15 protein-coding genes are annotated in these 18685 nt (G+C 63.6%); 2 read left to right on the forward strand and 13 right to left on the reverse strand.

Going from position 1 to position 18685, the window contains the following annotated elements:
* Nucleotide 1: 1 nt before the first annotated feature.
* From FAA86_RS07060 to phnG, 12 genes are all read right to left on the reverse strand, one after another.
* Nucleotides 2–703 carry a DUF1045 domain-containing protein gene (locus tag FAA86_RS07060; RefSeq protein WP_136539315.1) on the reverse strand — a complete coding sequence of 234 codons (702 nt, stop codon included), beginning with the start codon at nucleotides 701–703 and terminating at the stop codon, nucleotides 2–4.
* A gap of 50 nt (nucleotides 704–753) precedes the next feature.
* Nucleotides 754–2280 (reverse strand): phosphonate ABC transporter, permease protein PhnE, encoded by a 1527-nt coding sequence (gene phnE / locus FAA86_RS07065; protein ID WP_136539317.1) that lies wholly within the window; start codon nucleotides 2278–2280, stop codon nucleotides 754–756.
* 7 nt (nucleotides 2281–2287) lie between these two features.
* Nucleotides 2288–3250, reverse strand: a complete 963-nt coding sequence (gene phnE, locus FAA86_RS07070; RefSeq protein WP_136539319.1) for a phosphonate ABC transporter, permease protein PhnE — start codon at nucleotides 3248–3250, stop codon at nucleotides 2288–2290.
* Between the two features lie 82 nt (nucleotides 3251–3332).
* Nucleotides 3333–4238 (reverse strand): phosphonate ABC transporter substrate-binding protein, encoded by a 906-nt coding sequence (gene phnD, locus FAA86_RS07075; protein WP_113459020.1) that lies wholly within the window; start codon nucleotides 4236–4238, stop codon nucleotides 3333–3335.
* Between the two features lie 78 nt (nucleotides 4239–4316).
* On the reverse strand, nucleotides 4317–5174 hold the full coding sequence (gene phnC, locus FAA86_RS07080; protein WP_136539321.1) for a phosphonate ABC transporter ATP-binding protein: 858 nt from the start codon (nucleotides 5172–5174) through the stop codon (nucleotides 4317–4319).
* A 121-nt stretch (nucleotides 5175–5295) separates the two neighbouring features.
* A complete protein-coding gene (locus FAA86_RS07085; RefSeq protein ID WP_136539323.1) occupies nucleotides 5296–5910 on the reverse strand; it encodes a DapH/DapD/GlmU-related protein in 615 nt (204 codons plus the stop codon).
* Nucleotides 5907–6614 (reverse strand): phosphonate C-P lyase system protein PhnL, encoded by a 708-nt coding sequence (phnL, locus tag FAA86_RS07090; RefSeq protein WP_136539325.1) that lies wholly within the window; start codon nucleotides 6612–6614, stop codon nucleotides 5907–5909. The genes FAA86_RS07085 and phnL overlap by 4 nt, the downstream gene beginning before the upstream one ends.
* An 11-nt stretch (nucleotides 6615–6625) precedes the next feature.
* Nucleotides 6626–7402 (reverse strand): phosphonate C-P lyase system protein PhnK, encoded by a 777-nt coding sequence (gene phnK / locus FAA86_RS07095; RefSeq protein WP_113459016.1) that lies wholly within the window; start codon nucleotides 7400–7402, stop codon nucleotides 6626–6628.
* The gene (locus tag FAA86_RS07100) at nucleotides 7399–8292 is read right to left on the reverse strand and encodes an alpha-D-ribose 1-methylphosphonate 5-phosphate C-P-lyase PhnJ (RefSeq protein ID WP_136539327.1); all 894 of its coding nucleotides are present in this window, start codon (nucleotides 8290–8292) and stop codon (nucleotides 7399–7401) included. Before FAA86_RS07100 ends, phnK begins: the two co-directional genes overlap by 4 nt.
* Nucleotides 8289–9395, reverse strand: a complete 1107-nt coding sequence (locus FAA86_RS07105; RefSeq protein ID WP_136539329.1) for a carbon-phosphorus lyase complex subunit — start codon at nucleotides 9393–9395, stop codon at nucleotides 8289–8291. The genes FAA86_RS07100 and FAA86_RS07105 overlap by 4 nt, the downstream gene beginning before the upstream one ends.
* A gap of 3 nt (nucleotides 9396–9398) precedes the next feature.
* Entirely contained in the window at nucleotides 9399–10007 is a 609-nt protein-coding gene (gene phnH, locus FAA86_RS07110; RefSeq protein WP_136539331.1) for a phosphonate C-P lyase system protein PhnH, read from the reverse strand.
* Nucleotides 10007–10477: a phosphonate C-P lyase system protein PhnG gene (phnG, locus tag FAA86_RS07115; RefSeq protein ID WP_136539333.1), complete on the reverse strand. Its 471-nt coding sequence runs from the start codon at nucleotides 10475–10477 to the stop codon at nucleotides 10007–10009. The genes phnH and phnG overlap by 1 nt, the downstream gene beginning before the upstream one ends.
* A gap of 102 nt (nucleotides 10478–10579) precedes the next feature.
* Here phnG and phnF point away from each other — a divergent pair, with 102 nt between their 5' ends.
* On the forward strand, nucleotides 10580–11299 hold the full coding sequence (gene phnF, locus FAA86_RS07120; protein WP_136539335.1) for a phosphonate metabolism transcriptional regulator PhnF: 720 nt from the start codon (nucleotides 10580–10582) through the stop codon (nucleotides 11297–11299).
* A 39-nt stretch (nucleotides 11300–11338) separates the two neighbouring features.
* Here phnF and FAA86_RS07125 read toward each other — a convergent pair whose 3' ends face one another.
* Entirely contained in the window at nucleotides 11339–15586 is a 4248-nt protein-coding gene (locus FAA86_RS07125; RefSeq protein ID WP_136539337.1) for a hypothetical protein, read from the reverse strand.
* Between the two features lie 380 nt (nucleotides 15587–15966).
* Here FAA86_RS07125 and FAA86_RS07130 point away from each other — a divergent pair, with 380 nt between their 5' ends.
* Complete coding sequence (locus FAA86_RS07130) at nucleotides 15967–18672, forward strand: cation-transporting P-type ATPase (RefSeq protein ID WP_136539339.1); 2706 nt, start codon at nucleotides 15967–15969, stop codon at nucleotides 18670–18672.
* Nucleotides 18673–18685: the final 13 nt, after the last annotated feature.

An 18685-nucleotide genomic window follows, 5' to 3' on the forward strand; every position in this document is an offset into this window, starting at 1 on the left:
ATCAGCCGTTCTGTTGGGCCGCCTTCAGGGGCAGCCATGAATGGACGAAAAATGGAGCACCGCGTTCGGGTTCGACACAAAGGACGAGAGCGTCGATCCTCAAGGGGCGGCGGATGAAATCAGCGAAGCGTCGGCTCAAGATTGCTGCCATGGCCGGCGCCTGTGCTTCGGGCACAGGGCCCGTCAGGGTCATGTGGAAGCGGAAGTCGTCGAAGACGTAAGGGTAACCCCAAGTGACAAGGTTTTCCCGCTGGCGTGGCGGCAACGAGTCGGGCTTGCGCCTTGCGATATCTGTCTCGGAAAGCGGTGCGCGGAAGGACTCGAAGGTTTCCACGACGCTTGCCGCGAACGCCTGCAAGGGTGGGTGAAGGTTCTCCGGCACCAGGGCGAAGAAGTGGCCCAACTGCCCGACCACCACGGAAGGAATATCGAAGGCGGACGTTTTCGCGGTGAAGGCTTTCATCGCGTCCAGGAGGTCAACTTCGCTTCGCCCATCGGCCAGGTGGAAGGGTGCTTTCAGGGTTGCATGGAAGCCGTAGCGTCTCGGATCGGCCGTCAGCGCATGTAGTTCGTCGCTCGATAGGCCGCCGTCTGCGGCCTTGGGAAACTCGGTCCTGGTGAACGCATCCCGCCCCAGCCATTCCGCTGCCGTTCTGTTCAGCGGATCATCGGCGGCGGGGGCGAAGTAGAGGGCGTAACGCAAGGCTTTGGCTTTCGTATCTTAAGTGCGGGCGGCTGGTCCCGCCCGGTATGTCAGTGGCGACTCTTGCCGATCAGGCGCGAGCGCAGGCTATTGGAGATGGCATCGAATAGAAACACCACGATGAGGATGAGCAGCACCATGTAGGCGACGTTTTCCCAGTCGGAATTGGTGCGCATGGCTTCCCAGAGCTTCAGACCGATGCCGCCGGCGCCGACAGCGCCAATGATCGTGGCCGAGCGGGTGTTGGATTCCCAGAAGTAGAGCGCCTGGGAGGCAAAGACCGGCATGACCTGCGGCAGGACGCCGAAGCGCTGCACGGCTGCGGAGGGCGCGCCGACCGATTTCACGCCCTCGCGCTGCTTGTCATCGATGTTCTCCAGGGCCTCGGCGTAGAGCTTGCCGAGCGTGCCGGTGTCGGTGACGAAAATCGCGGAAATGCCGGCAAGCGGTCCCGGCCCGAAGGCGCGGGTGAAGAACAGGGCCCAGATCAGCATGTCGACCGACCGGACGAAGTCGAAGAAGCGCTTGGTGATCTGGTTGACCGGTCGGTTGCGAGTGATGTTGCGCGCGGCGATAAAGGAAAGCGGGAAGGCGACCAGCATGGCGAGCAGGGTGCCCATGAAAGCCATGACGATGGTCTGCAACAACTTGGTCCAGACGTCGAGGTGCTGCCATGACGCGTTGTAGAGGATGTTGTTCCAGGCGAGTGCCAGATTGCTCATCTTCGGATCGATGCGTTCGCCGGAGGTGATCTGCTGCCAGACTTCACCGGAAGAGAGGCCGAAGAAGGGCGAGTTGGTGTCGAAGACGAAGTTTTCCCAACCGAAGAAACGCTTGCGCACACGGACACGATCGGAGGAGACGTCGATCCAGCCGGCTGAGCCGAAAAAAGCGATGACGCGACCGCCTTCGAGGCGCTGCTCCACCCAGTCTGGCCGGGCGCCCTCGATCATCACGGTGTCGTCTTCCGGGTCGAGCAGAAGCGTTACCGTCTCACTGCCGCGGGTCAGCGTCACGCGGTCACCCGCGATGTCGATTCGGGCGCTTCCTGAAAGGGCGACCTGTGCCTCAGTGATCACCTCCTCCGTCGTCACTGCCGGCGCAGCCGCAGCGCTGCCGGCCGCCGTTGTGGGGGCCGATGCCTGCGGCGTGGGGGAAGCCATGAAGCTGAACGAGGAGCTCGGCTTAGGAGCAGTCGGGGCGGGCGCTGCGGCGGAGGGCGTTGGCGCTTCTGATCGGGTGATCGTTGTGCGCGTCGTCTCGATCCAGTCCGGGTTTGGGTTCGGGCCGATCGGATCGAAGCGGGGATAGCTGATCGTCAGCGCACCATCTCGGTCAATGTCGAATTCGGGACGGATTTCGTACGATACCCAGTCGGCGAGATAGTTGCTCGCGATGCCCCAATTGGCTTCCGACAGCGTCTTGCCGATGGCGAAAAACCACCAGCAGAACAGGAAGTACAGCGATAGCATCCCGATTGAGAAAGGGATCCGGTAGCGTTGCCAGAGGCTGCGCTCCAGAACGTGCGGGTAGCGTTCGGCGAGGCGGTTCAGTTCGGCGGAGTTGATCATCGACATGGGAACCTCACGTGACCGACTGGAAGGCCTGCTCGCCGACAAGCTTGCGGCGGAGCCAGGCAGAGAACTGGTCGACGGCAATGACGGTCGACAGAAGAAGAAGGATGATGGCCAGCGTCTTGGCTTCGTGTCCCTGGCCGATCGAGAGACGGAGTGCTTCACCAATTCCGCCGCCACCGACTGCGCCGATAATGGTCGACGCGCGCACGTTGATCTCGAGACGCAGCAGGAAATAGCTCATGAAGTTAGGCATGACCTGGGGTGTGATGGCGAACCAGACGCGTTCGAACCAGTTCGCACCAACGGCTCTCAGACCCTCGTCCGGCCGCATATCGGCGTTCTCGATGACCTCGAAGAACATCTTGCCGAGCGCCCCGATGGTATGGACCGTGACGGCAATAATGGCGGGGATCGGACCGAGCGACAGGATCGCCAGGAAGAAGCCGGCGATGACCACTTCCGGAAAGGCACGGAGGATTTCCATGAAGCGGCGTACCGGCCAGCGAATCCAGGCGCTGGCCATGGTGTTCTTCGCCGCCAGGAATGCCAGCGCATAGCCGAAGATCATGGCGATCACGGTCGAGAGCAGCGCGATGTTCACCGTCTCGAGCATCTTGTGGAAGTATTCCGGGATGTAGAGGCTCTCGGTGATGTAGAACCGGCCTTCCGGATAATTGTATTTCAGGCTTCCGTCGTCGTAGGGGGACGGCAGGTCGAACAGAGCACGCCAGATTTCCCAGCCGTCGCGGGGGACAAGCTCACCGACGAAATCGAAAAAATAAGGCAGCCGGTCGAAGAACTTGCCGGCATTGGTCTCGTTGGCGAACCACAGCGAACCGGTCACCGCCAGGAACAGGATCACGGCGCCGAGGCCCGTATACATGCGCCGCTTGGCGGCAAGTTCCTGCCAGTGGCGCTCGACGGCGGCGCCGCGCTCGCTCAGGGGGGGCTGTGTCGCCGTCATGGCCATCACCGCAATTCCTTCTGGAAAGGCTTCAAGGAAAGACCGCCGGCGGTGTCCCGACCGGCGGTCCCATTGCTTACGTCAGCGATCAGCCGCCGATGGTGGCCTTACGAGCGTCGATGATCGGCTTGTAGAAGTCGACGTTGACTTCGGTGAAGCCCTTGAAATCGCCGCCCTGGATGGCCGAGAAGCAGGCCGGGTCAGATTCCGGCAGGCCCATCATGAATTCTTTGAACTTGGTCTTCATGTCTTCGTTCATCGAGGTGCGAACGACGACCGGACCGTTCGGGATCAGCGGGGACTTCCAGACTTCAACCAGGTCATCCATGTTCAGGATGCCCTTGTCGACCATCTTGCGCAGGTTGCCGGAAGTGTAGCCGTCCTTGAACTCGCCGACGCCAGAACCCCAGGTCGTGCCAACGTCGAAGGTGCCCTTGACGACTTCGAGGACGAGGTTTTCGTGGCCGCCGCCGAAGCCGGTGGAGGCGACAACCTGGTCAACCGGGCCGCCGAGCGCTTCCGGCAGGGTGACGAGGGGGACGAGGTAGCCGGAGGTGGAGTCCGGATCGGCATAGCCGAGCTTCTTGCCCTTGATGTCTTCGACCTTGGTGATGCCCGAATCCTTGCGAGCGACCATGATCGAGTAGTAGCCGCTGGAACCGTCGGTCTGGACAGTGGTCAGGATCGGCTCGACGGCGTCAGCCTTGGCGAGGTAAACCTTGGCAAAGGCCGATGCGCCGAGTTCGGCGTAATCAAGCGTGCCGCCCAGCAGGCCCTGAACAACGCCGTCATAGTCGGCGGCCGGGAAGAGCGAGACCTTTTCAACGCCGAGAACCGACGGAAGCTTTTCGGTCATGCACTGGAAGTTGCGCAGGCGGTCGGCTTCGTTTTCGCCGCCGAGGATGCCGATGCGGAATTCCTTGAGGTCTTCGGCGTGAACGCCGGAGGCCAGAGCAACGAGAGCCGCCGTGGCGAGCAGGGTCTTCTTCAACATGAGTTCATCTCCTGTTTCGTAGGATGAGGGTATGTCTTGACGTATCGCCCGTGTCGCAGGGCCAGCGATCTTCGTGGCTCAGGCCTCAGCGACGGCGAGAGGGCGGAGGCCAGCGGATGGGATCTTGCACTGCTCATTGTCCTGATGCGCAATGTTGATGCTCGTCGAGGTCATGGTCTCGTCGATGCCGGCGCCATGCTGGTCGGCGCCGTAGATTTCATGCACAGCCTCGGCCGTGAGTTCGTTCGGCGAGCCGTCGAAGACGACGCGGCCACGCGCCATGCCGATGATGCGCTCACAGTAATTGCGGGCGGTATCGAGCGTGTGCAGATTGGTGATGACGGTGATGCCTTCGCGCTCGTTGATGTCGCGCAGGGCGTCCATCACGATCTTCGCGTTGAGCGGATCGAGCGAGGCGATCGGCTCGTCGGCGAGGACCATTTTCGGCGACTGCATCAGGGCGCGGGCAATCGCCACGCGCTGCTGCTGGCCACCCGACAGGGTGCCGGCGGCCTGGAGCGCGGTCTGCTCGATGCCCAGACGCTCAAGGGCGGCGATCGCCATCAGGCGCTCCTCGCGGGTGAAGACGTTGAGGATCGAGAGGGCCGTCGAACGATGGTTGAGGCGGCCGAGCAGGACATTGGTGAGCACGTCAAGGCGCGGCACCAGGTTGAACTGCTGGAAGATCATGGCGCAGTCGCGCTGCCAGTTGCGCAGCGCCGTGCCATGCAGGTTCGAGATTTCGAGATCGCCGAAACGGATGCTGCCGGAGGTGGGATCGACCAGGCGGTTGATCATGCGCAGCAGCGTCGACTTGCCGGCGCCGGAGCGGCCGATCACGCCGACCATCTGGCCAGCCGGGATCTCAAGCGTGACCGAGTCCACGGCCTTGTTGGTTCCGAACTGGCGGGTGAGGTTGTCCAGCCTGAAGAGCATCGTCTTTCCTTCGCCGTCATTGATTGCGGTACTGGATAGGCATTAGCTTTGGCCCGTGAAATGCGAATGTCAGTTTCGTGTAGGATTTGTGAAACCAGATAAGATTCTGATTTCGCTGCAATTATGCGTATTTTTCGATGAATTGTTCCGCATCCATGTGACGGAAATCCTCAAGCGCGCCGAACAGTCGGTCGTGGTCCCAGTCCCACCAGGCAAGCGCCTGCATGCGCTCGGCGACAGCCTGCGGGAACCGCTCTCGAATGAGTTTCGCGGGCACGCCACCGACGATTGTGTAGGGGGCGACGTCACGTGAGACGACGGCGCCGGCGCCGATCACTGCGCCATCCCCAACGGTGACCCCAGGAAGGACGGTCGCGCCATGGCCGATCCAGACGTCGTGGCCGATTGTGACGCGATTGTCGCGGCGCCAGGCGAAGAAGTCGTGGTCGTTTTCGGCGCCGTCGAAATAGTCGCCGGCGCGGTAGGTGAAGTGGTGCAGCGTGGGGCGCCAGGTCGGATGGTTGGTGGCGTTGATGCGCACGCTTGCTGCGATGTTGGCAAATTTGCCGACCGTCGCGCACCAGATCGAGCCGTCCTGCATGATGTAGGAATAGTCGCCCATCTCGACTTCTTCCAGACGGCAACGATCAGCGACTTCCGTGTAGCGACCGAGCGTCGAATTCACGACCCGGGCGGTCTCGTGGACAAGGGGGGCGATCCCGAGCTTTTTGGTCATGCTGCGGTCTTTCGCGGCGAAAACTGCATGACGTCGAGGATACGGTCGGCGACGGCTTCGCGCACTTCCTCGTCGTGGAAGATGCCGAGCAGGGCGACGCCGGCTTCCTTCTTGGCGCGGATCATCGAGACGACCACGGCGCGGTTTGCGGCGTCGAGCGAGGCAGTCGGTTCATCTAGGAGCAGGACCGAATGGTCGGTGATGAAGCCGCGGGCGATGTTGACCCGTTGCTGTTCGCCGCCCGAGAAGGTCGAAGGCGGCAGCTGCCAGAGATCGCGCGGCAAGTTTAGCCGGCTTAATAGTTCGCTGGCCCGCTCGCGAGCTTCGTCTGCCGATACACCGCGTGCGACGAGCGGTTCGGCGACCACGTCGAGAGTCGAGACGCGCGGGACAGTGCGCAGGAACTGGCTTACATAACCCAGCGTGGCACGACGGACTTCGAGCACCGTGCGCGGGTCGGCCGAAGCGATGTCGACGATACGGCCACCATGGTTGACGAGGATCTGGCCCTGGTCGACGGCGTAGTTGCCGTAGAGCATCTTCAAGATCGAGCTCTTGCCGATCCCGGAGGGGCCGCCGAGCACGACGCATTCGCCTGATGCAACCGAAAAGGAGACGTTTGCGACCACGGGCAGGACGAGCCCACCGCGCAAATGCATGGTGAAGCTTTTGGCGACTTCTGAAACGATGAGAGGCGTAGCCATGGGTGTCTCCGTCAGACCTGCAGGATCGAGGATACAAGCAGCTGCGTATAGGGTTCGCGGGGATCGTCGAGCACGCGGTCGGTGAGGCCGTGTTCGATCACATGGCCATCCTTCATCACCATCATGCGGTGCGAGAGGAGGCGGGCGACCGCGAGATCGTGGGTGACGACGATGGCCGAGAGGCCGAGGTCGTTGACGAGGCCGCGGACGAGATCGAGCAGGCGCGCCTGGACCGAGACATCGAGGCCGCCGGTCGGCTCGTCCATGAAGACGAGGCGGGGACCGGTGACGAGATTGCGGGCGATCTGCAGGCGCTGGCGCATGCCGCCCGAGAAGGCGCGCGGCTGGTCGTCGATGCGATCCGTGGAGATTTCCACGCGCTCCAGCCATTCGCTCGCCGTCTGGCGGATCTTTCCGTAGTGGCGATCACCGACAGCCATCAGACGTTCGCCGACATTGGCGCCGGCCGAGACCGTCATGCGCAGGCCGTCAGCCGGGTTCTGGTGCACGAAACCCCAGTCGGTGCGCATCAGGAAGCGGCGTTCGGCCTCGCCCATATGGTAGAGTTCGCGGTACTGACCGTCGCGCATGTGGTAGTCGACACAGCCGGTCGTCGGCATCAGCCGGGTGGACAGGCAGTTCAGAAGCGTCGTCTTGCCTGATCCGCTTTCGCCGACGATGGCGAGCACTTCGCCCGGCCAAAGGTCAAAGGAGACTTCGGAGCAGCCGATGCGGTTGCCGTAGAATTTCGAAAGGTTGCGAACTTTCAGAAGGGGCTGGTCGCTCATTCTGCGGCCTCCTTGTTCTGGGCGAGCATTTCGCCGACATGGCCTTCTGCCTGGCGGGTCTCGCAGTGGTCGGTGTCGGAGCAGACGAACATCCGGCCGCCCTTGTCGTCGAGCACGACCTCGTCGAGATAGACGTTGTGGGCGCCGCAGAGCGCGCAGGGCTTGTCGAAGGTCTGGATTTCGAAGGGGTGATCCTCGAAGTCGAGGCTGACGACGTCGGTGTAGGGCGGAACGGCATAGATGCGTTTCTCGCGGCCGGCGCCGAAGAGCTGCAGGGCTTCGGACATGTGCATCTTCGGATTGTCGAATTTCGGCGTCGGCGACGGATCCATCACATAGCGGCCCTCGACCTTCACCGGATAGGCATAGGTCGTGGCGATGCGGCCGTGCTTTGCGATGTCTTCGTAAAGCTTGACATGCATGAGGCCGTATTCTTCCAGCGCATGCATCTTGCGGGTCTCGGTCTCGCGCGGCTCAAGGAAGCGCAAGGGTTCGGGGATCGGGACCTGGTAGACCAGAACCTGACCATCCCGGAGCTTCTCCTCGGGGATCCGGTGGCGGGTCTGGATGATCGTGGCTTCGCTGGTCTTGGTGGTGACGGCGACCTCGGCGACCTTCTGAAAGAAGGCGCGGATGGAGACGGCGTTGGTCGTGTCGTCGGCGCCCTGGTCGATGACCTTCAGCGTGTCATCGCGGCCGATGATCGAGGCGGTGACCTGCACGCCGCCGGTGCCCCAGCCATAGGGCATCGGCATTTCTCTGCTGGCGAAGGGGACCTGGTAGCCGGGAATGGCGATCGCCTTCAGGATCGCGCGGCGGATCATGCGCTTGGTCTGTTCGTCCAGATAGGCGAAGTTGTAGGTGGCGAGTTCGGTTGCCAGCGCGGTCATTCTGCGGCCTCTTTCAAATCTGACTGTTCGGGGCGGCTTGCATCATGCTTTGCCCGCATGCGGCGCACGAGGTCGAGCTCGGCCTGGAAGTCGACGTAATGCGGCAGCTTCAGGTGCTCGACGAAACCGGTCGCCTGGACGTTGTCGCAATGGGAAATCACGAATTCCTCGTCCTGGGCCGGGGCGACGACATCCTCGCCGAATTCCTGGGTTCTGAGCGCCCGGTCGACGAGCGACATGGACATGGCCTTTCGTTCGCTCTGGCCGAAGACGAGGCCGTAGCCGCGGGTGAATTGCGGCGGGGCCTTGGCCGAGCCCTTGAACTGGTTGACCATCTGGCATTCGGTCACGCGGATTTCGCCAAGCGAGACGGCGAAGCCCAGTTCCGGCACGTCGAATTCGACCTCGACCAGACCCATGCGGATTTCGCCGACAAAGGGATGCGTGCGGCCATAGCCGCGCTGGGTGGAATAGCCGAGTGCCAGAAGGAAGCCTTCGTCGCCGCGGGCCAGCGCCTGGAGGCGCAGGTCGCGCGGCATCGGAAATTCCATCGGCTCGCGGGTGATGTCGCCGGCGACGTGATCCTCGGGCATTTCGCCATCCGGCTCGATCAGGCCTTCACCGTCCAGAATGTCGGAGACCCGCATGACATGCTCCAGGCCTTCCTCGCGCTGCTCGCCGGTATCCACCGTCTCGTCATCGAGCAGCGAGGGATCAAGCAGGCGGTGGGTGTAGTCGAAGGTGGGGCCGAGCAGCTGCCCGCCGGGCAGATCCTTGTAGGTGGCGGAGACGCGGCGCTCGACGCGCATCTTACCTGTTTCGATCGGCCGGGAGGTGCCGAAGCGTGGCAGCGTGGTGCGGTAGGCGCGCAGCAGGAAGATCGCCTCGATCATGTCGCCGCGCGACTGCTTAAGGGCAAGCGCCGCGAGCGCGCAGTCATAGAGCGAGGCTTCGGCCATGACGCGATCGACGGCAAGGCCGAGCTGCGCGACGATCTGGTCGATCGTCACCGATGGCAGCGCCCGGTCACCTCGGCGGCGGTCGGCAAGGAGCTTGTGGGCGTTGGCGATGGCTTTTTCGCCACCCTTGACGGCAACATACATGGCTCAGGCCTCCATCTCGCGGATTTTGGTCGTGCGCGGCAGCGCGATGAAGCGCGGGCCACAGGTCAGCACCAGGTCGACGCCACGGGGGAAAACCGCGCGATTGTCGGCCCATTGGCGCAGGAAGGTTTCCGGCAGACCCTTCGGTGCGATCATGGCGGTGTCGCGAATGCCGGGGCCCGAGAGCTGCAGAGGCTGGCCGCCCTCGAGAGCCGCGATCTCGACGACCAGCGTCGTCGAACGATCCGGATATTCCTGGGTGCCGAGCGCAAACTGCGTGAGCGAGGGGACGGGTGCTCCCGCTTCGACGAAGGCGAATTTCGCATCGGACTTCGTGGATGTCAGGCTGGCGCCGGTGTGGAACCCGATCCAGCCCGGCAGGGCGGACTTGGCCAAGACCGGTGTCAGCCAGATCGGGGTGTCGTGGTCGCAGAGCGTCAGGAGCACGGCGCCTGCTGCCACGCCAAGCGGTGCAGGCGGGGCTACCGGCACGTCGATCACGCCCTGGCTTCCCGGGCAGGCCGTGGCGTCCATGACGCTGCGAAAAACCGCTTGGGCGTGGGTGACAGCATCGGGGAAGCCGCCGTCCAGGCTTTCAGTGAGGTCGAGCATCAATCTTCTCCTCGAACCATGGTGAAGAAATCGACCTTCGTCGCGGCCGTTTCGGCCTCGAGGCGTTCGGCCTCTTGGGTGAGGCGGGCTTCGAGGGGTGCGAAGAGGGCTGTTTCGAGCGTGTTCCTTGCGGCCTCGTCCTGTGCCAGAGCGTCGAGCACGGCCGAGAACTGGGCTGCCTTGCGGTCGGTGCCCAGACGGTAACCATGGCCCACACGTCCGTCGGCTAGGCGAATGCTGGCCCGGCTGACCGTCGCTTCACCGAGGTTGAAGGGCGCGCCGCCGCCGCCGATCCGGCCCTTGACCATCACGAGCCCGGTTTCGGGACCACGCAAGGCGGTGAAGTCCGGGATGGGGCCGAGCGCTGCAAGTGCGCTCTCGAGCTCTGCTATCGTTGCCTTGGCGAGCAGGTCGGCGATCCGCTTTCGATCGATCTGCGGGCCTGTTTCAATTTCCCTGGCTGTGTCCATTGTCAGTCCTCGAAATGTCTAGTAATATAGACAACCATACAAGTTACTTTAGGAGTAACCGCTGGTCGTGACAAGCTTGTGACAAGGACACCGAAAACAGTGATGCAGAGACAGAAGGGCGTTGCCCTCTGGCGCCAGATTTCCGATCGGATCCGCGCCAATATCCTGGCAGGTCTCTATGACAGGACGGGTATGGTGCCGGCAGAAACTGCGCTGGCGGAAGAATTCGGGGTCAATCGCCATACCGTGCGTGCGGCGCTCGCGGCACTCGCGCAGGAGGGCATCGTGCGTGCCGCGCAGGGGCGCGGGACGATGATCACCCAGCGCGACAAGTTCGATTTCCCGATCGGACGGCGGACCCGTTTCACCGAAGGGATCGGTGAACAGGCCCGCGAGCTGAAGGGTATTCTCCTGTCCTCTTCAAGGGAGGTGGCCACGCCGGAGTTGAGTGACCGGCTGCAGTTGGCGCGCGGTGAGGAGGTCTTGAGACTGGATGGCATCCGCAAGGCTGACGGACGGGCCGTCTCGCGCTCCACCATGTGGTTTCCGTCCGAGCGCTTCGCCGGCATCGACAAGGCCTTCGCCGAAACCGGCTCGATCACGCGGGCTCTCTCAGCCTGCGGGGTGGAGGACTATCTGCGCGATGTGACGGAGATTTCAGCCGTTCATGCCGAACCCGATGATGTCGCCCATCTGGAGCTGACGCCGGGCGCGATCGTGCTCGTCACGCGGGCCGTCAACACGGATCCGCAGGGGTGCCCGATCCAGTTTGCGGTGACCCGTTTCCCGGCGGATCGCGTGCAGTTCACCATCCGAAACTGAAAGAGGCCGGCTGCAGGCCGACCTCTCATTCTTTCATCCTCAGACAGCCTGGTAGGCGGCGAGGATGGCTGCAATCTGCTCAGGACTCAGATTGTTGGACTGGGTGGCGCTGATCGCCTGCAGCTGCGCCGGCGTCATGTTGGAGATCTGGCTCACCGTCAGACCGGGAAGTGCCTGCTGGCTGATGGCTGCGATGTCTTCCGTCGAGAAGGTTCTGAAGTTGGTCGCGCCGAGCGCCGTCAGCTGCGCCGAGTTCAGCCCGGCGACCTGGGTCGGCGTCAGGGCTTCCGCCTGGTCCGCCGTCATGCTGCTGACCTGCGCCACCGTCAGGCCGCCGATCGCCTTGGGATCCATGGCGGCGATCTGGCTCGTCGACATCCAGGCGAGCTTGTCGGTTCCAAGCGTGGCGAGCTGGATCGCGTTCATGGCGCCGACTTGTGCCGTCGTCAGTGCGCCGATCTGATCCTGCGTCATCGCCCGCAGCTGATGATAGCTCAGGCCGGCGATCTGTCCCGTCGTCAGGGCCGCAATCTGTTCAGGCTGCAGCGTTGCAAAGACTGCAGGCGTCAGCCCGCCGATCGCGCTTGGTGACAATGCCGCGATGTCCGCGGCGGTCAGGGTTTCGAGCGCGGTGGGGCTGAAGGCCGCCAGCTGCGTGGCGCTCAAGGCGCCGAACTGGGCCGAGGTCATCGCGTCCAGCTGGCTTGCCGTCAGCGTGGCAATCTGCGCCGAGCTCAGGCCGGGGATGGCCTTGGTGGAGATGGCGGCAATCTGGGTCGCCGAGAGGGCGGAGATGGTTCCGGCCGAAAGCGATGCGATCTGGGTTGCCGTCAGCGCGCCGATCTGGGTTGCGGTCATGACGCCGAGCTGGTCGGGCCGCAGGGCATTCAGCTGGTCGAAGGTCAAGGCGCCGACCTGGGCTGCCGTCAGCACGCCGATCTGCTCCTGGCTCAGGCCGGCGATGTTGGCGGCCGAGAGGCCGGAAATCGCGGTCGGCGCAATGGCTGCGAGCTCTGCGTTGGACAGCGTTCCCAGCTGTGCAGAGGAGAGCGCACCGATCTGTGTTGCGGTGAGCGCTGCGATCTGCGTCTGGCTGAGACTGTCGATCTGCGTCGTCGACATCGAGGCGATCTGGGAGGTGGTCAGTCCCGGGATTGCCTTGACGTTCAGCGCCGCGATCTTCTCGCTCGTCAGGGTGGCCAGACTGTCGTTGGAGAGTGCGGCGACCTGGCTGGCGCTGAGGGCGCCGATCTGTGTCGTGGTGAAGAGCGTCACCTGTTGCGGCGTAAGCGCACCCACCTGGGCGGGCGTCAGAGCTGCGATCTGGCTCGTCGTCAGAGCCGCAATCTGGTCGGCTCCGAGCGCTGCGATCTGCTGGTTCGTCATGCCGGCAATGCCGGCCGCACCGATCGCAGCGAGCTTCGCGGTGGAGAGATTGCTGAGCTGTGTGGGCGTGAGGGCTGCCACCTGCGTTGCGGTCAGCGCCCCCATCTGGGCCGAGGTCAGGGCCTCGATCTGGTTGGTCGAAAGCGCCGCAATCTGCGTGGTCGAGAGGGCTGCTATCGCCGAGGTGCTCAGAGCTGCGACCTGCTCGGGAGACATGGCCCCCAGTGCGGCGGTGGTCAGCGCCGCGGACTGGGTCGCGCCGAAGCCTGCAATCTGCTTTGCGCTCAAGACATCGACCTGGGTCGGGGTGAGGGCCGCCACCTGGTCAGCACTCATCGCGCCGAGTTGCGCCGGTGTCAGGGCGGCGACCTGGTCGAGGTTCAGGGCGGCGATCGTCTCAGCGTCCAGGCTTGCAAAGGCGCTGGTGCTGATGGCGGCAATTTCGGCTGGCAGGAAGGCGAGAATGTCGGACTTGCGCATGGCGCCGAGTTGCGCCGCGGTCAGGCCGGAAATCTGCGTTGCCGTCATGGCGTCGATCTGATCCGCCGACATGGCGGCGATCTGATCGGTGCTGAGGGCGGCAATGGTGCGGGCGGAGAGGCCCGCGATCTGTTCCCGCGAAAGAGAGGCGATGTTGGTCGGCGACAGCGACGCGATCTGGGCTGCCGTGACGGACTGCAGCTGGCTTGCGGTCAGCGAAGCGAGCTGGGTCGGCGTGAAGGCCACGACCTGTTCGCTCTTCATCGCGGCAATCTGGGCCGTGGTCAGTTTGGCGATCTGTTCCAGGCTCAGGCCGTCGATCTTGTCGGCCGAGATGGAGGAGATGGCGCTCGTCGAGATCGCCGCGATTTCCGCCGGCAGGAAGGCTGCAAGCTGTGCTTCCGACAGCGCGCCGATCTGCGGACCGGTCATTCTTGCGATCTGCGCAGCGGTCAGGCCCTCGATCTGGCTGTCATCGAGGGCTGCGATCTGGTCCGTGGTCAGCCCCGTGATCGAGGCCGGAGAAAGGGCAGCAATCTGGGTCGGCGACCAGGCCTTGACCGCGTCCACGGACAGGGCCGAGATCTGGGCGGCCGAGAGAGCCCCGATCTGGCCATTCGACATGGCTTCGGTCTGGAAGGCAGTCAGTCCGGAAATCTGCTCCGCCTTCAAGGCGCGGATCTGGGTGGTCGTCAGAGCGGCAATCTGCTCAGGCCCAAGCGATGCCATGCGTTCGGCAGTCAGGCCGGTGATCGCCTTTGCGCTGATGGCGGCGATCTTGGTTGGGCTCATGCCGTCGATCAGGTCCGAAGGCAGTGCTGCAATCTGGGCAGCGCTCAGGGCGCCGATCTGGGTGGTGCTCAGACCATCCAGCTGATCCAGGGACATGGCGCCGATCTGATCGGCCGTCAGGCCCGCGATGGCGCGGACGCTGAGTGCTGCAATCTGGTCGCCCGAGAAACTGGCGATGGCTTCGACGGACATGGCGACAATCTGGTTGCCGGTGAGGCCGCGTATCTGGGTCGCGGTGAAGCCGGCAATCTGATCAGGCGTCAAGGCGGCGACCTGGGCTGCCTTCAAAGCCGCGATCTGCGTGCTCGACATGGCGCCGATCTGGCTGAGGCTCAAGCTGGCAATCTGGGTGGGCGTGAATCCGGTGACAGCCGGCGAGTTGAAGGCGCCGATCTGAGCCGGCGAGAGGCCGGCGATCTGGGTCGTCGACAGGCTTGCGACCTGGGCGGCGGTCATTCCGGCGATCTGCGAGGTGCTGAGGCTCTGCAACTGCTCGACGCTCAGGGCTGCCAGTTGCTCGGAATTGAGCCCGGCCACGGCCTTTGGCGTGAGGGCCGCGATTTGCGACGTGGTAAAGCCCGCGACGGTGGCCGTCGGCAGGGCTGCAATCTGGGTGGCGCTCAAGGCGCGGATCTGGGTCGTCGTCAAGGCGGCCAGCTGATCGTCACTAAGGGCCGACATCTGGGTGCGGGTCAGTGCGGCAATCTGGGTGGCGGTCAGGCTGGAAACCTGAGACGGAGACAGGCCTGCCACCCGATCGGTGGTGAGGCCGGAGATGGCGCGCGGATTGAGCGCGGCGATCTGGGTGTTTGAGAAGTTGGCGACCTGCTCAACGGACAAGGCGGCCAATTGCCTCGAGGTGAGGGCTGTGAGCTGGCCTGTGGTCAGCGCGCCGATCTTTTCGTCGCCAAGTGAGGCGAGTTGCTCTGTACTCAATCCAACGATCGCTCGGGTGCTGATCGCGGTGAATTGCGAAGTCGACAAGACATCGAGCTGCTCGGAGGTCAAGGCCGCGACCTGTGTGGCGCTCATGGCAGCGATTTGCGTGTTCGACAAAGCGCCGATCTGTTCGGGCGTCAGTGCTGCAATCTGAGTGGGTGTCAGGGCCGAAATCTGATTCGGTTTCAAGGCCGCAATCTGTAGCGCCGAGAAACTGGCCAGCCGCTCCGGCGATTGGCCCCTGAGAGCTGCCGTGTTGATCGCGGCCATGTCTTCGGCAGAGAAGGTGGCGAGATCCTCAATGCTGAAGGCGCTGAGCTGGCTCGCTGTCAGTCGTGCGATCTGTGCCGGGGTCAGGGCCTCCGACTGTTCGCTGCTCAGGCCGCCAAGCTGGGTGGCAGACATTGCTGCTACCTGGGTCGAGACGAGGCTCGAGACATCGTCCGGCGAGAGCGCGGTGATCTGGTCGAGGGTCAAGCCGGTGATCGAGCGGGGCGCGATCGCCTTCAGCTGCGTGGTCGAGAGGCCAGCAACTGCTTCCGTCTGCAGAGCGGAGATCTGGGACGACGTCAGCGCGCTCACCTGCGCGCTCGAGAGGTAGCTTACCTCCTCCTCCGACCAGGAGCTCACCGTCGAATTGGGGAGCGCCCGGATCTGGGCGGGGCTCAGCAGGGAAATGGACGACGTCATGTCTATCGGCCTCTTGTTTTCAAACGAATGCGCTCAAAAGTGTTTCACCGGTTGGCATCCGTCCGATCGAGGCTATTCGTCTCAACCTTTTCAGTGGCTTCCGGCACAAGGTCTTGCCCGGCAGTTGGACACTCCACCCAGCATGGATGCGCTTCTAGCGGTCAAGGCTTGCCTGAGCCTGTGCTTTCACATCCCCCGGTTGGTTGCCGGCCGGAGCCGCCAGAGCCGTTCTCCCGGTGCCATAGCCAGAATTGTCTTAGATCAAGGCGAGGGGTCGATCGGACCGCCATGCTTGCCTCGTTTTGCAGCCCAGGGCTGCAAGCGATCGAGCGAGAGCTTTCGCGTTTCAGGTGATTCGGATCCGGTTGGAGCGGAGATTCATGACAGACAGCCACGAAATGCCGATGCTTCATGCTCTTCCTTCCGAGGGCGCACTCGAGGTGACGGCTTCCCGATTATCGGGGCTCAGAAGCGACGAGGCGGAGGAAAGGCTTCACATCCATGGCTTCAACCGGCTCCCGATGGTCGCGCCGCGGGGGTGGCTCATCCGTTTCCTCTCGCAGTTTCACAATATGCTCATCTACGTGCTGATCGCATCGGCCGCGGTGACCGCGTTCATGCAGCACTGGATCGACAGCGGCGTCATCGTTGCCGTCATCCTCGGCAATGCCATCGTCGGTTTTCTGCAGGAGGGGCGTGCGGAAGCCGCGATGGACGCGATCAAGGACATGCTCGCGCCGCATGCCGCGGTGCTGCGCGACGGTCGAAGAACCTCCGTCGATGCCAGCGAGCTCGTGCCGGGTGATATTGTCTTGGTCGAAGCCGGGGACCGCGTGCCGGCGGATCTGCGGCTGATCGAGGCGCGGAGCCTGAGGGTCGAGGAAGCGGCCCTCACCGGCGAATCGGTGCCGGTGGACAAGGCAAGCGACCCTGTGGCCAGCAACGCTGCACTCGGTGACCGCAGTTCCATGCTGTTCAGCGGCACGCTCGTTGCGGCTGGCACCGGACGCGGCGTGGTGGTGGCAACCGGTATGGCGACCGAAATCGGCAAGATCAGCGGCATGCTGCAGAAGGTGGAGACCCTGTCGACCCCGCTGGTGAGGCAGATGGATGTCTTCGCCCGCTGGCTGACGCTTTTCATTCTGATCGTTGCCGCTCTTCTTCTCGCCTATGGCCTGGTCGTCGGCCATCTCGCTTTTCCCGAACTGTTCATGACGATTGTCGGGCTCTCGGTCGCTGCCATCCCCGAGGGCCTGCCGGCCGTGATGACGATAACCCTGGCTGTCGGGGTGCAGGCCATGGCGCGACGCAACGCGATCGTCCGGCGACTGCCGGCAATCGAAACCCTTGGCTCCGTTTCGGTGATCTGCACGGACAAGACGGGCACGTTGACGCGCAATGAAATGGTGGTGGCAAGCCTGGTTGCCGCCGGTCATGTCTACGCCGTCGATGGTGAAGGCTACGCGCCGGAGGGCGCCGTGCGCTGGAAGGACGCGGATGCCGATCCGCGCGATCACGCCGTGCTCACTGCCTTTGCGCGCGCAGCCGGCCTTTGCAACGATGCGGTGCTGCATTCGGCCAATGGTGCCTGGCGGGTCGAGGGTGATCCCATGGAGGGCGCCTTGATGGCGCTTGCCGGGAAGATCACTGGCGGGGGTGCCGATCCCTTCACGGAAGGCTGGAGACGCGTTGACGTCATTCCCTTTGATGCAGCCCATCGCTACATGGCCGTCCTCCATGTCGACGACAAGGGCAAGTGCCACGTGCATGTCAAAGGCGCGCCGGAGGCGATCCTCGCGCTGTGCGCGGGTCAGCGCATGCCGGATGGTTCGACAGGTCCTCTCGATGTTGCCTATTGGGAGCATATGGTGGACATGCTTGCCGCCGAGGGGCAGCGTGTACTTGCCGTCGCCATCGGCGAATGGCGGCCGGAAATGCGTCATCTGACGCAAGAGGCGCTTGTCGGTTCGCTGACCCTGATCGGTCTTGTCGGCCTCATGGATCCACCGCGGCCGGAAGCGATCGCTGCCGTTGCGGAGTGCCACCGGGCCGGGATCCGGGTCAAGATGATCACCGGCGATCATGCCGCGACGGCGAGGGCGATTGCCGCAATGATCGGCCTGCAGCGCTGCGATCGCGTGCTGACCGGCGCAGACATCGACCGGATGGACGATGCGTCGCTTGCTCTGGCGGCCATCGAGACCGACATCTTTGCCCGCACCTCGCCGGCGCACAAGTTGCGGCTCGTCACGGCTTTGCAGTCACAGGGCCTGACGGTTGCCATGACCGGAGACGGCGTGAACGACGCACCCGCGCTGAAGCGTGCCGATGCCGGGATCGCCATGGGGATCAAGGGCAGCGAGGCGGCCAAGGAAGCGGCCGAGCTCGTGCTTGCGGATGACAATTTCGCTTCGATCGCGGCTGCGGTGCGCGAGGGGCGCACCGTCTACGACAACATCAAGAAGGTGATCAGCTGGACATTGCCGACGAATGCAGGAGAGGCGGCAACGATCATCATCGCGCTTTTTGCGGGGCTCGCTCTGCCGGTAACAGCCGTCCAGATCCTCTGGATCAATCTGGTCACCGCGGTGACCCTTGGCCTGGCGCTGGCGTTCGAGCCCTCCGAGGACGGGACAATGCAGCGTCCGCCGCGCCGACGCGACGAGCCGCTGCTGACGGCGGACCTGCTCTGGCATATCTTCCTCGTATCCATGCTCTTTGCGGCCCTCGTCTTCGGGATCTTCTTCTACGCCCTGGACAAGGGCCATTCGGCGGAACTTGCCCGGACCATGGCGATGAACACACTCGTGGTCATGGAAATCTTCCACGTCTTCTTCATTCGCAACATTTACGGGACGTCGCTGACCTGGCGCGCGGTGCGCGGAACGAAGGTCGTCTGGGCCTGCGTCATTTCGGTGACGGTGGCGCAGTTTGCCATCACCTATCTGCCATTCATGCAGCGGCTCTTCGGCACCGAAAGCGTGCCGCTCATGGATGGTCTGGTGATCGTGGGATTGGGTTGGGTCTTCTTCGCGCTGGTGGAGATCGAAAAGCAGATGCGCCTTGCCCTGCGCAAGCGGGCTTGAGCGTTTCCCGCAG

It is taken from the genome of Rhizobium rosettiformans W3 (genome assembly GCF_004912135.1).
Taxonomy (GTDB): domain Bacteria; phylum Pseudomonadota; class Alphaproteobacteria; order Rhizobiales; family Rhizobiaceae; genus Allorhizobium; species Allorhizobium rosettiformans.

Coding starts and splice junctions, on each gene's coding strand:
- FAA86_RS07105 (WP_136539329.1), bottom strand. CDS start 9,395: ATGTATGTTGCCGTCAAGGGTGGCGAAAAAGCCATCGCCAACGCCCAC.
- phnG (WP_136539333.1), bottom strand. CDS start 10,477: ATGGACACAGCCAGGGAAATTGAAACAGGCCCGCAGATCGATCGAAAG.
- phnF (WP_136539335.1), top strand. CDS start 10,580: ATGCAGAGACAGAAGGGCGTTGCCCTCTGGCGCCAGATTTCCGATCGG.
- phnE (WP_136539317.1), bottom strand. CDS start 2,280: ATGTCGATGATCAACTCCGCCGAACTGAACCGCCTCGCCGAACGCTAC.
- phnC (WP_136539321.1), bottom strand. CDS start 5,174: ATGCTCTTCAGGCTGGACAACCTCACCCGCCAGTTCGGAACCAACAAG.
- FAA86_RS07085 (WP_136539323.1), bottom strand. CDS start 5,910: ATGACCAAAAAGCTCGGGATCGCCCCCCTTGTCCACGAGACCGCCCGG.
- phnK (WP_113459016.1), bottom strand. CDS start 7,402: ATGAGCGACCAGCCCCTTCTGAAAGTTCGCAACCTTTCGAAATTCTAC.
- FAA86_RS07130 (WP_136539339.1), top strand. CDS start 15,967: ATGACAGACAGCCACGAAATGCCGATGCTTCATGCTCTTCCTTCCGAG.
- phnL (WP_136539325.1), bottom strand. CDS start 6,614: ATGGCTACGCCTCTCATCGTTTCAGAAGTCGCCAAAAGCTTCACCATG.
- phnH (WP_136539331.1), bottom strand. CDS start 10,007: ATGCTCGACCTCACTGAAAGCCTGGACGGCGGCTTCCCCGATGCTGTC.
- phnD (WP_113459020.1), bottom strand. CDS start 4,238: ATGTTGAAGAAGACCCTGCTCGCCACGGCGGCTCTCGTTGCTCTGGCC.
- FAA86_RS07100 (WP_136539327.1), bottom strand. CDS start 8,292: ATGACCGCGCTGGCAACCGAACTCGCCACCTACAACTTCGCCTATCTG.
- FAA86_RS07125 (WP_136539337.1), bottom strand. CDS start 15,586: ATGACGTCGTCCATTTCCCTGCTGAGCCCCGCCCAGATCCGGGCGCTC.
- phnE (WP_136539319.1), bottom strand. CDS start 3,250: ATGGCCATGACGGCGACACAGCCCCCCCTGAGCGAGCGCGGCGCCGCC.